The organism is Streptomyces sp. NPDC001515 (assembly GCF_053597115.1).
Map to the genome: position 1 here is coordinate 176,203 of NZ_JBSFHN010000005.1, position 14,426 is coordinate 190,628.

The 14,426-nt window shown below is 71.6% G+C and carries 11 protein-coding genes and 1 pseudogene; 9 read left to right on the plus strand and 3 right to left on the minus strand.

The annotated features are described in order from the left end of the window. The first annotated feature begins 80 nt into the window (after positions 1-80). From ACWCXC_RS08435 to ACWCXC_RS08455, 5 genes are all read left to right on the plus strand, one after another. Complete coding sequence (locus ACWCXC_RS08435; RefSeq protein ID WP_450887494.1) at positions 81-773, plus strand: response regulator; 693 nt, start codon at positions 81-83, stop codon at positions 771-773. After that, positions 770-2,335, plus strand: a complete 1,566-nt coding sequence (locus tag ACWCXC_RS08440; protein ID WP_450887496.1) for an ATP-binding protein — start codon at positions 770-772, stop codon at positions 2,333-2,335. Before ACWCXC_RS08435 ends, ACWCXC_RS08440 begins: the two co-directional genes overlap by 4 nt. Continuing rightward, positions 2,326-2,808, plus strand: a complete 483-nt coding sequence (locus tag ACWCXC_RS08445) for a GerMN domain-containing protein (RefSeq protein ID WP_450887498.1) — start codon at positions 2,326-2,328, stop codon at positions 2,806-2,808. The genes ACWCXC_RS08440 and ACWCXC_RS08445 overlap by 10 nt, the downstream gene beginning before the upstream one ends. Positions 2,809-2,941: 133 nt before the next feature. After that, positions 2,942-3,931, plus strand: coding sequence for a GlxA family transcriptional regulator (locus ACWCXC_RS08450; protein WP_450887500.1), 990 nt, complete (start codon positions 2,942-2,944; stop codon positions 3,929-3,931). Between the two features lie 102 nt (positions 3,932-4,033). Next, positions 4,034-4,657, plus strand: coding sequence for a cysteine hydrolase family protein (locus ACWCXC_RS08455; RefSeq protein WP_450887502.1), 624 nt, complete (start codon positions 4,034-4,036; stop codon positions 4,655-4,657). 187 nt (positions 4,658-4,844) lie between these two features. On the opposite strand, the gene ACWCXC_RS08460 is transcribed toward ACWCXC_RS08455, so the two are convergent. Together ACWCXC_RS08460 and ACWCXC_RS08465 are read right to left on the minus strand one after the other, a co-directional pair. Then, entirely contained in the window at positions 4,845-5,939 is a 1,095-nt protein-coding gene (locus ACWCXC_RS08460; RefSeq protein WP_450887504.1) for a lytic polysaccharide monooxygenase, read from the minus strand. Positions 5,940-6,129: 190 nt separating this feature from the next. Further along, positions 6,130-7,152 (minus strand): LacI family DNA-binding transcriptional regulator, encoded by a 1,023-nt coding sequence (locus ACWCXC_RS08465; RefSeq protein WP_450686010.1) that lies wholly within the window; start codon positions 7,150-7,152, stop codon positions 6,130-6,132. A 252-nt stretch (positions 7,153-7,404) separates the two neighbouring features. On the opposite strand from ACWCXC_RS08465, the gene ACWCXC_RS08470 reads away from it, so the two are divergent. Both ACWCXC_RS08470 and ACWCXC_RS08475 read left to right on the plus strand, forming a co-directional pair. After that, positions 7,405-8,790: a cellulase family glycosylhydrolase gene (locus ACWCXC_RS08470; protein WP_450887507.1), complete on the plus strand. Its 1,386-nt coding sequence runs from the start codon at positions 7,405-7,407 to the stop codon at positions 8,788-8,790. Between the two features lie 63 nt (positions 8,791-8,853). Continuing rightward, positions 8,854-9,028: pseudogene (locus ACWCXC_RS08475) on the plus strand (IS5/IS1182 family transposase); the annotation flags it as partial. Between the two features lie 158 nt (positions 9,029-9,186). Here ACWCXC_RS08475 and ACWCXC_RS08480 read toward each other — a convergent pair. Next, a complete protein-coding gene (locus ACWCXC_RS08480; protein WP_450887509.1) occupies positions 9,187-10,179 on the minus strand; it encodes a helix-turn-helix domain-containing protein in 993 nt (330 codons plus the stop codon). Positions 10,180-10,338: 159 nt separating this feature from the next. Between ACWCXC_RS08480 and ACWCXC_RS08485 the strand changes: the two genes are divergently transcribed. Both ACWCXC_RS08485 and ACWCXC_RS08490 read left to right on the plus strand, forming a co-directional pair. Beyond that, positions 10,339-11,949, plus strand: coding sequence for a carboxylesterase/lipase family protein (locus ACWCXC_RS08485; protein ID WP_450887511.1), 1,611 nt, complete (start codon positions 10,339-10,341; stop codon positions 11,947-11,949). A gap of 1,171 nt (positions 11,950-13,120) precedes the next feature. Next, positions 13,121-14,323, plus strand: a complete 1,203-nt coding sequence (locus ACWCXC_RS08490) for an IS110 family transposase (protein WP_450887513.1) — start codon at positions 13,121-13,123, stop codon at positions 14,321-14,323. Positions 14,324-14,426: the final 103 nt, after the last annotated feature.

The following is a 14,426-nucleotide window of genomic DNA, read 5'->3' on the forward strand; positions in this document are numbered from 1 at the left end:
ACGTAACAATGCTCTGACCTGCGCCTTCCGCTGCCCCGAAGGCGCGTGGAGCGGCACGGCGGACGCCCATAATCGTGCTCATGCCGCATGTGCTGCTCATCGAGGACGACGCGTCGGTACGAGACGGAATGGAGTTGGTGCTGCGCCGGCACGGATACGGGGTGGACACCGCCGCCACGGGTGAGCAGGCCCTCGCCCTGCTCGACGGCCCGGACGGCCGGAAGGTCGAACTGGCCGTGCTGGACCTGATGCTGCCCGGGATGGACGGCTTCGAGGTGTGCCGACGCATCCGGGAGCGGACGGCCGTCCTGCCGGTCATCATGCTGACCGCGCGCGGCGACGACCACGACATCGTGACGGGGCTGGAGGCGGGCGCCGACGACTACGTGGTCAAGCCGGTCACCGCGCCCGTGCTGGAGGCCCGCATCCGGGCCGCGCTGCGCCGGGTGGAGCCGCCGGCGGGCCGGGACCGGGAGAGCGACCACGACGGGCTGGTCATCGACCGTGCCGGACTGACGGTCACGCGTAACGGCGTCCCCGTTCCGCTGCCGCCGGTCGAGTTGCGGCTGCTGCTGGAGCTGTCGGCCGCGCCCGGCCGGGTCCTCAGCCGGGAGCAGCTCCTCGAATCGGTGTGGGACCACAGCTTCCTGGGTGACTCCCGGCTGGTGGACGCGGCAGTCGCCCGGTTGCGGTCCAAGCTGGAGGACATACCGGCCAAGCCCCGGTTCGTGCAGACCGTGCGGGGCTTCGGCTACCGCTTCGGGCCGCTGTGAGACGGGCGGACGGGGGCGCGGGTGGTGGCGCCGGACACCCGAGGCGGTTCACCGGCGGGTTGCGTCTGCGGCTCGTGCTCACCTTCGTCGTCGTGGCCCTGCTGAGCGCGGCGACCGCGACCGCCCTCGCCTACCGGGACGCGCGCACCGCCGTCCTGCAGCGCACCCAGAACGCGACGGTGAACGACTTCCGGGCCCAGGTCGGCACGGTGGCCGCCGATGTCGACCTGCCGCCCGACCAGGAGTCGCTGTCCCGGTTCGCGGCGAAGGTCTCCGAGCGCGTCGGCGGACGCACGGTCGTCGCCCGCTACCGGTCCCTGTCCGCGACCTCCGACACCTTCGGCGCCGCGACGCCCTGGATCACCGCAAGCCTGCGTGCCTCCGTGGCGGCCGGCGACCGCATCGCCTTCCAGCGGGTGCGGTGGCAGGGGGAGCCGTACCTCGTCGTCGGCACCCCTGTCCGCTACGTCGACGGGGACCGCCGCGCCTCCGGCCTGGAGGTCTACACGCTGACCGATCTGCGGGCGGAGAGCGCGGACACCGCCTCCCTGCTCGACTCCGTACGGAACGGCACCGTCCCGGTGATCCTGCTCGCCGCCGTCCTCGCGCTGCTGGCGGCCGGGACGGTCCTGCGCCCGGTGCGCAAGCTGGGCCGGGCCACCCGCGGGCTCGCCTCCGGCGACCTGGGCAGCCGGGTCGAGGTCACGGGGGGCGACGAACTCGCCGACCTGGCCCGGACGTTCAACGAGACCGCCGACGCCCTCCAGGCGTCCGACGCCAGGTTGCGCGAGCAGGAGGCGAAGGCACGCCGTTTTGTCGCGGACGTCTCCCACGAACTGCGCACCCCTCTCGCGGCGATGACGATGGTGGCGACGGTCCTGGAGGAGGACGCCGGCCGGCTGCCTCCGGACGCGGCGCGGGCGGCCCGCACCGTCGGCGCGGAGACGGCCCGGCTCGCCCGGCTGGTGGAGGACCTGATGGAGATCTCCCGCTTCGACGCCGGGGCTGTCCGGCTGAACGCCGCCGGAACCGACCTCGCCGCCACCGTCCGGGCCTCGCTGGCGCTGCGCGGCTGGACGGACCGGGTCCGCACCGAGCTCCCGGACGAACTGCGGGCGGTGGTGGACCGGCGGCGGATCGATGTGATCGTGGCGAATCTGGTCGGCAACGCGCTGCGGCACGGCGCCCCGCCGGTCACCGTAACCCTGCGCACCTCTCGCACCGGGGACGCGGAGTGGGTGCTGCTGTCCGTCACCGACCACGGCCCGGGGCTGCCCCCGGAGGTGCGCGAGCGGGTCTTCGACCGCTTCTACAAGGCGGACGCCGCCCGTACGCGCGGCGCCGCGGACGACAGCGGGCAGGGCAGCGGCCTGGGGACGGCGATCGCGCTGGAGAACGCCCGGCTGCACGGCGGCACGATCGAGGTGACGGACGGACACCGGCCGCCGGACCCGGACGCCCGGACCACCACACCCGGTGGCGGCCGGGACGCCGCTCGCGGCGCGGTGTTCACGCTGAGACTGCCCCTGCGACGCCCGGAAGAGGACACGGCATGCGCATAGTGCGGCAGGGGGTCCTGGCCGCCGCGCTGGGGATCGCCCTGATGGCGTGCGGGGTCCGGCCGACCGGCGTGATCGGGGCGGGTGAGCCCGCCTCCGGTCTGACACGCGGGATGCGGCTCTACTACGTCGCGTCGAGCGGGTTGCGCCCCGTGCCGCTGATCGACCGCGAGATCGGCCCGAACATCGGCGGGGTACTGAAACTGCTCCTCGACCCTCCCGAGGGACTCGTCAACCTCCTCCAGCTGGGCGGCTACACGGTCTCCGTCCGGGGTGCCCGGGTCACGGTCGAGATAGACGGCTCCTACGGGGGAACGGGCCGGGACCTCGGTACGGGCCAGCTGGTGTGCACCTTGGCGAGCGCCCGGTCCGTGTCCGCCCCGGGGATCGACAGCGACGAGGTGGAGGTGGTCCTGTCGCCGTCGCAGGGTCCGGAACAGGGGCCCTACCGGTGCGCGGACTACTTCGTGCGGTGAGCTGCCCCGTGGTTCCGGGCGGCCGGGGCACGGCGTCGCCTGCCGACGGGCGGCCCGCGCACCGCGCACCGGTGTCCGAATGTGACAGAGAACCGTCATTGCGGCCACCCGCACGCGTGACGACGATAGAGGCATGTCCACCCCCCACCGCGTCGTCATCGCGGTCTTCCCCGCAGTCGACCTGCTCGACGTCTCCGGCCCCGCGGAGGTCTTCGCCCTGGCCAACAGGGTGTCGGGCCGCGCCGGCTACGAGGTGCGGCTCGCCGGACCCGAGGCGGGCGAGGTGCGGACGTCGGCGGGGGTGCGGCTGCTGACCGATCTCGCCTTCGAGGAGGTGAGCCGGGACGTCGACACCCTGTTGGTCCCCGGCGCGGTCGACGTGACCGACGACGGGCCCGTCGCCCGCATCGATCCGGACATCGTGGCGTGGGTACGGGAAACCGCCCCGCACACCCGGCGGGTGGCGTCCGTGTGCGTGGGCGCCCACCTGTTGGCCGCGGCGGGGCTCCTGGACGGCATGACGGCAACCACGCACTGGTCGACCGCCGCCCAGCTCGCCGCCGCGCATCCGGAGGTCACGGTCGACGCCGACCCGATCTTCGTCCGGGCCGACCGGGGGCGGGTGTGGACCGGGGCCGGAATCAGCGCCTGCCTGGACCTCGCACTCGCCCTGGTGGCCGAGGACATGGGCGAGGACACCGCCCTGGCCGTGGCACGGCAGTTGGTGATGTACCTCAAGCGGCAGGGCGGGCAGAGCCAGTTCTCCGTACCCCTCAGCAGGCCGGCCGCCTCGCGGCGCGACATCGACGCGTTGCGGCTGTGGATCGCCGACCATCTCGACGAGAACCTCTCGGCACCGGTGCTCGCCGCGCGCATGCGCCTGAGCGACCGGCACTTCGCCCGGGTCTTCAAGCAGGAGACGGGCCTCTCCCCCGCCGCGTATGTGGAGTCCGCCCGTGTCGAGACGGCCCGCCGGCTCCTCGAAACCACCGACGACCCGCTCGACCGGGTGGCGGCCGCCGCCGGTCTCGGCTCGGCGGAGACCCTGCACCGCGTGTTCCGGCGGCAGATCGCCACCACCCCGGCCGCCTACCGCCGCCGCTTCCGCACCGGCGCGGCCTGACCGCTCGGTCCCCTCCTGCCCCGCCGCTCCCGGCGGCTTCCTCCCGCAATCCGGGCACCGCGGAACGGCTCCGCCCTGCCCTCGTCCCAGAAAGGCACCACCATGACTGTCAACCAGCCCTCCGCGACGCTCCGCGAGGTTTCGGGCCTGGCCTCCCGGCTTCCCCGGCTGAGCGAGTCCGTTCTGATCCTGATCGACGTCCAGAACACCTACCGCACCGGTGTCATGGCCCTGGAGGGGGCGGAGGAGGCCGTCGCCGCCTGCGCCCGTCTGCTGGAGCGGGCCAGGGCCGCCGGCACCCCCGTCGTCCACGTCGTCCACGACGGCGGCGAGGGTTCCCCGTACGACATCCGCGAGCACATCGGCGCCCTCAGCGACGAGGTGGCTCCCAGGGAGGGGGAGACGGTGGTCGTCAAGCAGTTCCCCAACTCCTTCCACCGCACGGAACTGGAGAAGACCCTCACCGCCCTCGGCGCGGAGCCGGGCAGCGGCAAGGATCTGGTGCTCGCCGGGTTCATGACCCATATGTGCGTCACCCACACCGCACAGGGCGCCTTCAACCTCGGCTACCGGCCGGCCGTCGTCGCCGAGGCCACCGCCACCCGGAGCCTCCCCGCGCCCGACGGCACGGTCGTCCCCGCCGCCGTCCTCCAGTCCGCCGCCCTGACCGCCCTCGCCGACCTCTTCGCGCCCGTCGCGCCCACGGTGGACGCTCTCCCCGCCTGATGGGACCCCGAGGCCGGCGCGGAACGCGGCGCCGCCCCTCCACCCCCCGGCGCACCACGCCGGACGCGCGCCGTTCGGGGCGCGCGGGCGCCTGGCAGGGCGGTCCCGGGTCGAGGCCGGGACAGGGGAGCGGCGGCTCCCGTGCCGTTCGGGAGCCGCCGCCCTCCGCGTCAGGGGCTACGGGGTGCTACGGGGTGACGCAGCCGATCGATCCGACGGGAAGGTCATTGCCCGTCGAGGTCGCCGTGAAGCCGAAGGTGACGCTGCCGTCCGGCGGGATCGACCGGTTGTAATCGGCGTTCCTCACGGTCAGCGTGCCGTCGGACGCGGTGCTCAGCACCCCGCTCCACACGCTGCTGACCTTGGTGCCGGCGCCGGGCTTCCACTGAACGGCCCAGCCGTTGAGCGCCGTCGTGTTGTGGTTCATGACCTCGACGGATCCCTGGAAGCCACCGCTCCAGGAGTTGGTCACCTCGTAGACGGCCATGCACCCGGTGTGCGGCTCGGTCGGATCCGTCGGGCCCGGGGTCGGGTCGGTGGGGTCCGGGTCGGGGGTGCTGCCCGAGCCTCGGATGCCGGTGACCTCGCCGTGACCGCCGTCGAAGACGATGTCGGAGCAGGAGAAGAAGTTCTCCTGGCTGTCCGAGCGCACCCACTGGATGAACATCACCGCGTCACCCGAGCGGCCCGAGGGCAGCGTCAGGTCCCAGTAGTAGTGACCGCCGTCGGTGCCGGGCGAGCCCACCTGGGGCGGGTTGGTCACGGTCTGGATCAGCTCCAGGTCGTCCCAGCCCAGTTCGGTGCTGGGCGAGTATCCCGGCTTGGAGACGTACACCCGGAAGGCGCCCGGGTGCGCGGCCCAGTTGCTGTGGTCGACCTCGATCGTGGCGCCCGAGGTGAGGTGCGTACGGGGCCAGTCACCGCGCGGCGCGTTGTAGCCGGTGAAGTTGTACGGGGAACGGTTGCCGGCACTGCACAGCGTGCCGTCCGGCACGTAACCTGCGCCCCGGCCGCCGGCGTTGGAGTCGAGCACGGCGAACCAGTTGTACAGGGAGGTCGCGCCGCTCTCCGCGAGCGCGGCCTTGCAGGCGGGGTTCGTCGGGTCCAGGGAACCGGTGCTGGTCTTGGCGTCCAGCCAGCAGAGGTAGGTGCGCGACCCCGGTGACATGGTGACACCGTGGGCCTGGGCACTGCCCTGGCCCAGCAGAGTAAAGGCGATACCGCCGAGCAGTGTCGCCAGTACCGCCGCCAGGGAGGCGAGTTGTGTTCTGCGTCGTGCCATGGTGTCTCCTTCTGCGGGTGCGGGGGACCGTGGGGAAGGCGGGGCGTACGGATGGGAGCGCTCCCATATGTGCGTTGATAGGGGACTGTAGGAGGAGGTCGTGTCCCTGACAAGTCTGCGGACAGCATCGGCCGAAATGGGCCGCGGCTCGACGCACCCCAGCACGGCAGCTCATCAACTATGCGCTTTCTCAGGCTGATTGACGCACCATCAGGCTCGTCCGCAGGATGACGTGGTGCCAGGCGACCTTCGGCCGGCTCATCTCCTCCAGCAGCAGCCGCACCATCGCCCGGCCGATCTCCTCCATCGGCTGGCGGACCGTGGTCAGCGGCGGATCGGTCTGCTCGGCGAGCTCGAAGTCGTCGAAGCCGACCACCGCCACGTCCTCCGGCACCCGCCGCCCGGCCGCGTGCAGGGCGGCCAGCGCCCCGGCCGCCATGCTGTCCGACGCGGCGAACACCGCGTCGACGTCCGGATGCCGCTCGATGAGGCGGGCCATCGCGCGCCGCCCACTGGCCTCGGTGAAGTCACCCTGGACCACCAGGGACGGCGGCTCGGCGCAGCCGGCCTCGCGCAGGGCCTCCCGGTAGCCGCGCAGCCGGCACTGCGCGACGTACATCTCGGGCGGGCCGGAGATCGCGGCGATGGTCCTGCGCCCGCCGCGCACCAGATGGCCGACCGCGTCCCGCGCGCCGCCAACGTTGTCGGCGTCCACATAGGTGACCCGCTCGTCGCCCGAGCGGCGGCCGAACAGCACCGTCGGCACCCCGGCGTCCGCGAGCATGTCCGGCAGCCGGTCCTCGGCGCTCACCGACATCAGCAGCACGCCGTCGACCCGGCCGCCGCGCACGTATTCCAGGAGCCGCTGCCGTTCGGTGTCCGTGCGGACGAGGGTGAGCAGCAGTTGCACGCCGCGCTCGTCCAGGGCGTCCCCGACCGCGCGCACGATCTCGGAGAAGAACGGCTCCCCGAACAGCCGCCAGTCCGTCTTCGTCATCACCAGGGCGACGGCGCCCGCGCGCTGCCCGGCCAGGGAGCGTGCGGCCAGGTTGGGCACGTAACCGAGTTCGTCGATGGCGCGCTGAACGGCGCGCCGGGTGGAGTCCCGGACCCCCGCGGCGTTGTTGATCACTCGGGAGACCGTCCCCCGGCCCACCCCGGCGAGCGCCGCCACCTCTTCCAGCGTCGGCGTGCCGGAACCCCTGTTCAGCATGGACCACCCCCAAGAGCCACCGATCCTACGGCCCGGAGGGTGGACGGCCGAAGGAGTCGGATCAATTGACGGCGTGATCGCGCCGCCGATCTGGGAGCGCTCCCAACTTTATTTGTGCATGACAGCTTTGAATGGATGTCGAATGGCTATGCGCGGGCCGCCGTGGCGTGTACGGTCTCGGGCCGATGGGTTCTGGGAGCGCTCCCATCCAGTGGTTCCTCAGTTGTTCCCCTTCGAACGAGGAGAAATGCTGTGAAACGCTTCTTGGCCCTCCTGGCGGCCGGTGCCACGGCCACCGGCCTGACGGTCCTGGCAAGTCCTCCGGCGGCGGCCGCCACCGGATGCACGGTGGAGTACACGGTCGCCAGCCAGTGGGCGGGCGGCTTCCAGGGCGGGGTGAAGGTCACCAACCTGGGTGACTCCGTCAGCGGCTGGCGGCTCACGTTCACCTTGCCGGGCTCGGGCCAGAAGGTGGTCCAGGGCTGGAACGCCACCTGGTCGCAGTCCGGCTCCACGGTCACCGCCGCCCCCGTCGACTGGAACCGCACCCTGGCCACCGGTGGCACGGCGGACCTGGGCTTCGTCGGCTCCTTCTCCGGTTCCAACCCGGCGCCCACCGGCTTCGCGCTCAACGGTGTCGCCTGTACGGGCACCGTCGGCGGCGGGGGCGACGACGATCCGCCGCCCACCACGGGTGACGGCACCCCGGTGGGGGTCAACGGCCAGCTCCGCGTGTGCGGGGTGCACCTGTGCAACCAGTACAACCGCCCGATCCAGCTGCGCGGCATGAGCACGCACGGCCTCCAGTGGTTCAGCCAGTGCTACACCAACGCGTCGCTGGACGCGCTGGCGAACGACTGGAAGGCGGATCTGCTGCGCACCGCCATGTATGTGCAGGAGGACGGCTACGAGACCGACCCGACGGGCTTCACCAGCAAGGTCAACAGCCTGGTCGACATGGCCGAGGCCCGTGGCATGTACGCCCTGATCGACTTCCACACCCTCACGCCGGGCGATCCGAACTACAACCTGCAGCGCGCCAAGACCTTCTTCGCGTCGGTCGCCGCCCGTAACGCCTCGAAGAAGAACGTCATCTACGAGATCGCCAACGAGCCCAACGGCGTGAGCTGGGCAGGCATCAAGAGCTACGCCGAGCAGGTCATCCCGGTCATCCGGGCCGCCGACCCGGACGCGGTCGTCGTCGTCGGCACGCGCGGCTGGTCGTCGCTCGGCGTCTCGGACGGCTCCAACGAGAGCGAGGTCGTCAACAGCCCCGTCAACGCGACCAACATCATGTACGCGTTCCACTTCTACGCCGCCAGTCACAAGGACAACTACCGGGCGGCAGTGAGCCGGGCCGCCTCGCAGCTCCCGCTCTTCGTGACGGAGTTCGGCACGGTCAGCGCCACCGGCGGCGGCACGCTGGACCGGTCGAGCACCACCGTCTGGCTGGACCTGCTCGACCAGCTGAAGATCAGCTACGCCAACTGGACCTACTCGGACGCCAACGAGAGCAGCGCCGCCTTCAAGCCCGGCACCTGCGACGGCGGCGACTACAGCGGCAGCGGCGTGCTGACCGAGTCGGGCGCCCTGCTCAAGGCCCGGATCAGCACCCCGGACAACTTCCCCACCAGCTGACCCGCGCGACGCGGGGGCTCCGGCGCGACCGGGGCCCCCGCACCCGTGCGACCACGGCCGATCCTTCATGGCAGCCGACCCTCCGGCCGGTCGAAGTTCCACCTGATCACCGACCGGCACGGACCGCCGCTGTCGCTGGGCCTCTCCGGCGCGCACATGCGGGACAGCCAGGCAGGGGCTGGAGTCGCTCGTGCGCGGCATCCCGCCCGTCCGGTCCCGCCGCGGCCCTCGCCGTCGCCACAGACTCGCCACATCACCCCCCTCCACCGCCCGGTTCAGGACCCGGCCGAAATCGCGGCGTGCCTCGCTTCCAGCCCCGACCAAAGCAGGATCAAGAGGGTGAGTTGACGATCTGCATGCCCTTGGCGGACGAGGACGGCGACGCCGGTGGGGCTGCTACGCAGCCGATCCCGGGCGGGCCTTCCCAGGAGGTCGAGGCCCGCCCGTCACACCACGGGCCGAGCCCTCGGCGCCCGGCTCGGTCCCGGCGATCGAGAGGCCCAGCCCCTCGGTCAGCCATGCGTGGGCCGCTGTCATGTTCAGGGAGAGCCCACCGGTGACGGTGTCCAGCAGATCCCAGTAGCGGCGCAGACGCGGATCGAAGCCCGACGACCTGGACACCAGGGCGTGCAGGAAGCGGCGGAAGGCGGGGGTGTCCGACTCCCTCCGCGCCCGCGCGTGAGCGGACACGAAGGCGTCGACCGCCGCGCCGGGGCCCGGCCGCAGCCCCTGCCGCACCGCAGCGGCCGTCAGCCCGGCTGCCTCGTCGATCTCGCCGTAGAAGGCGGGTGCGTCCCGCATCTCCTCCGCATGGTCCCCCGTCCAGCGCGTGAAGCCGGGCGTGGAGACCAGAACGTGGATCTCGGCGTACGCCAGCGCCGAGGCTGGGGAGGGGGCGCGCGAGGGCTCGGGCGACAGCATGGCGATCATGAGGTCGAGCCGCCGCTTCGGCATCTCCGCGGGCAGTTCGCGGTACCAGTGGTCGGTGAGGCTCCGCCGCGCCTGCGGCAGTCGCTGCACCCGGGCAAGGATCTCCAGGCGCCGCAGGCGCTCACCGCCCGCGCAGTCGTCGAGGGCACGGAGCGCCGCCTCCCGCCACCGCAGCTGCGTCAACTGCTCCTGCACGGTCGCGAGTTCGGTCTCCACGAGATCACCGAGGGTCTGCTCCCCGCTCGCGACCCGGGTGATGGCCGCGATCGGGGTGTCCAGCTCCCGCAACCGCCTGATCAGCCCGATCCGCTCCCAGGCCTCCGGTCCGTAGCGCCGATGGCCCCCGCTGCTGCGCTCCGTGACCGGCAGCAGACCGCTGTCCGAGTAGTAGCGCAGCGTCTTTACCGCGATGCCTGTCGCGGCGGCGAGTTCACCGATGCTCCATGTGCGGTGCGTCACAGACCCTTGAACCTCCAGCGCGCGGGAGCTTCTAGCGTACTGAGCACCGGGCGCCCTCGCCCCGGGCCCGTCAAGAAGGGTGAGCACATGTCCTCGATCCCACCACCACGCCCGCGCGGGCGAGTTGATCCGCGCGCGCACAGCGGCCGACTACTGCGCGTGGCCCTCCTGCTCGCCGTCACGGCCGTGTCGGTCACGACCGCGGCCGCCGGACCGCCGCGTGCCGACGGGGCGCGTACGGGAGCCGTCGTACGGACCGACCACGGCCTCGTCCGGGGCGCCGCGCATGGCTCGTACATCACGTTCGACGGCATCCCCTACGCCGCGCCGCCCACGGGCCGGCTGCGCTGGCGGGAGCCCGCGCCGGCGCCGGCCTGGCGGGATGTACGGGACGCCACGGCCCCCGCCCCGCGCTGCGTCCAGATGCCGATGCCCGGCGCGGAAGGGGTGAGCGGTTCCGAGGACTGCCTCTATCTCAACGTCACCGTGCCGTCGGTGCCTTTGCCGGCCGGTGAACGACGCCCGGTACTGGTGTGGTTGCACGGTGGGGCGTTCCTCGGCGGGTCCGGCGGTGACTACCGGGCCGAGCGGCTGGCCGTTCGCGGCGACACCGTCGTCGTCACGGTCAACTACCGCCTCGGCGTGTTCGGATACTTCGGCCATCCGGCCCTGGGGTCCGCTCCGCCGTTCGGCCTGGCCGACCAGCAGGCCGCGTTGCGCTGGGTGCGGGCGAACGCGACGCGGTTCGGCGGTGACCCGAACGCCGTCACTCTCTTCGGCGAGTCCGCGGGCGCCCTCAGCGTCTGCGCGCACCTCACTTCCCCGAGCGCGGCCGGGCTCTTCCAGAGGGCGGTGCTGCAGAGCGGCTCCTGCCACATGTCGTTCCCGCCGGGTGCCCTCGGCCCCGGAACACCGGCGTACGAGCCCTTCGCCGCCGAACGCGACGTCCAGGCCGGCGGCGCCCTGGCCGCACGACAACTCGGCTGCACGGCGAACGACGAGGTCGGGGTACTGGCGTGTCTGCGCGAACAGAGCACGGAACACCTCGCCACCGCGCCCCTGATGGCGTCCTTCAACCGGCCCGCCTTCGGCAACCCACTGCTGCCCACCGCACCGGCCACGGCCCTCGCCTCCGGCAGCTTCCACCGAATGCCGCTGCTCCAGGGCACCAACCACGACGAGATGCGGATGTTCGTCGGCCAGTCACTCGCCGCGTACCCCATCCGGACCGAGGAGGACTACCGTGCCCGTCTCGACGCCACCTTCGGCGCGGCCGGCGCCGCCGTGGCCTCGTACTACCCGGCGGTGCGCTACCCCACCCCGGCACTGGCCTGGTCCGCCGCACTGACCGACCGCTCCCTGGCCTGCACCACACTCCTGGCGGCAGGTGAGATCACCGCCAAGTCGCCTCGGATCCCGCTCTACGGCTACGAGTTCAACGATCCGGACGCCCCGGTCCTGACCGGCCTCCCCGCGCACTCCGACCTTCCGTACGGCGCGGCACACGGCTTCGAGTTGCCCTATCTCTTCTCCGCCGTGCCCACCGAGCAGCCCCTGACCGAGGCGCAGAGGGCCTTGTCCGACCGCATGATCGACTACTGGGCGTCCTTCGCCCACACCGGGAACCCCCGCACACGCGGCGCTCCGCACTGGCCGGCCCAGCGTGGCACGGGCCCCGTCCTGTCGCTGGCCCCGGGCCCCGGGGCGATCCGCACCACCGACGCGTATGACACCCACCACTGTGCCTTCTGGCGCGAGGCGCGGAAGTGACTCCCGATGGCGACCGAACCATCCGCCCCAGGGACGGTGCGGGAGCCGGCCCCGGGGCCGGTCTTCGTTCAGGTGGTGCCCGGTGCTTCAGCAGCGGCGCGGGCGATCTCCGGGTCCGACGGGATCGCGGCGGCGACCTCCTCGGCGCTCGGCCCGCTCTGCGCCGGCCCAGCGCCACCTGCCCCCGCCAACCGACCCCCCACTGGTCCCCAAAAATGATCAAGGGCCGGTCTCGGATGTCTCCGAAACCGGCCCTGATCTGCGACTGTCTCCAGTCGGGACGACAGGATTTGAACCTGCGACCCCTTGACCCCCAGGAGTGGAGGCCAAGGGTATTTTCTGGATATAACAGACTTAATCCGGGCGTAAGTTGTGCGTAGAGGCATGCATCGTGCACCACCGTACGTAGCGTGTGGTCCCCAACTGGTCCCCAGAATCACCGCCCTGGCTGCGAGGTACCGCTTCGGCAATTCCGGTCACTGCAGGGTAGAGAGGGCCGATTGCCCGGCGGACTGCCAGTGCCTGCACATAGCCTGCCGACATGTCCTCGACTCGCGATGAGCTCCGCCACGTCATGCTCGGTGCCCTCTTCACGCCTGACGTCCCCCTGGGGCCGACCCGGGACATACTCATCACCTGCCACCTCTCTGCAACAGGCAAGGGCAAGCTCCAACGGAAGCACCGAGTGCCGCACGCTGCGGTCAGCCACCGCGATGAACCAGATCGACGTCCCGTTCAGTGAAGCCGTGACGCGGCTCTGCGCGAACTGCCGGTGGCTTCTACCCACGGGCAGCCCGATCCTCCCGCTTGGCGCCCGCAGTGGGCGAGATGGATTCACTCGCCATCTGGCTCGACCGAGAGGCCGAGGACGAGGAGGACCTCAAGGCGGAGCGTGACACCGCCATAGCCCTCGTCGCTGGCGAGTACCCCCCCCCGTTACCTTCTTCGTGGCTCCGCAATGGGGCTACCGGCCTTCGGGCCCGGCATGACTTCCCCCCCTTGTTGTTCATGATCCGGGGGGTGGTGTCACCGGGTCCGGAGGCATCGACGGACCGCTGATGAGGGGCTTGAGCACCGGCTTCACCCAAGGCCGAAGAGCTCTCCGTAACGTGGATGTGGCAGCTCGGTGCCCTGGCAAGGCCGGACGAAAGCGTGATGGAGGGGCCTGCACGTGACCGACACCGGCGACATCGACGTCTTCCTCGGCCTGGACGTCGGCAAGGGCGAACACCACGCCACCGCCGTCACCCCGGCCGGGAAGAAAGCCTTCGACAAGCGTCTGCCCAACACCGAACCCAAGCTCCGCGAGCTGTTCGCCAAGCTGCAGGACAAGCACGGGACCGTGCTGGTCGTGGTCGATCAGCCGGCTTCGATCGGCGCCCTGCCGCTGGCGGTCGCCCGGGACGTGGGCTGCCGGGTCGCCTACCTGCCCGGCCTGACGATGCGCCGGATCGCCGACCTCTACCCCGGCGAGGCCAAGACGGACGCGAAGGACGCGTTCATCATCGCGGACGCCGCCCGCGCGATGCCCCACACGCTGCGGACGATGGACGGCGAGGACGAGACCATCGCCGAGCTGGAGATGATCGTCGGCTTCGACGACGACCTCGCTGGGGAAGCAACCCGGGTCGCGAACCGGCTGCACGGTCTGCTGACCCAGATCCACCCGTCGCTGGAACGGGTGCTGGGGCCGCGGTTGCAGCACCCGGCCGTCCTCACACTGTTGGAACGGTTCGGATCCCCGGCCCAGATACGCAAGGCCGGACGCCGACGGCTGATCACCCTGCTGCGGCCGAAGGCACCGCGGATGGCCGAGCGCCTGGTCGAGGAGATCTTCGCCGCCCTGGACGAGCAGACCGTCACCGTTCCGGGGACCGAGGCGGCCGCGCTGATCGTCCCGAGCCTGGCCGGATCCCTGGCCGCCGTCCTTGACCAGCGGAAACTGCTGGCCAGGCGGATCGAGGAACTCCTGGAGGACCACCCTCTTTCGAAGGTCCTGACGTCGATGCCGGGAGTCGGTGTCAGGACCGGAGCCCGGATCCTGATCGAGGTCGGCGACGGCAGCACCTTCCCGACCGCCGGACACCTCGCCGCCTACGCCGGACTCGCCCCGGCAACCCGGAGCTCGGGCTCCTCGATCCGCGGCGAACAGCCGTCCCGGAGGGGAAACAAGCAGCTCAAACGGGCTTTCTTCCTCTCCGCGTTCGCCACACTCGGCGACCCGGCATCGCGGGCCTACTACGACAAGAAGATCACCCAAGGAAAGCACCACACCCAGGCCCTGCCCTGCCTGGCCAGGCGCCGGGCCGACGTCCTGTTCGCGATGCTCCGCGACGGAACCTTCTACGAACCCCAACCCGCTGCGGCCAGGTGAGGGGTCCAGACTGCTCGATCAGTCCCCCGGCCGAAGCCGCTGACGAGCGGCCTCAAGCCGCTGGTCATAGTCAGGTGCAAACAGCTCAGGAAGCGCCTGCTGG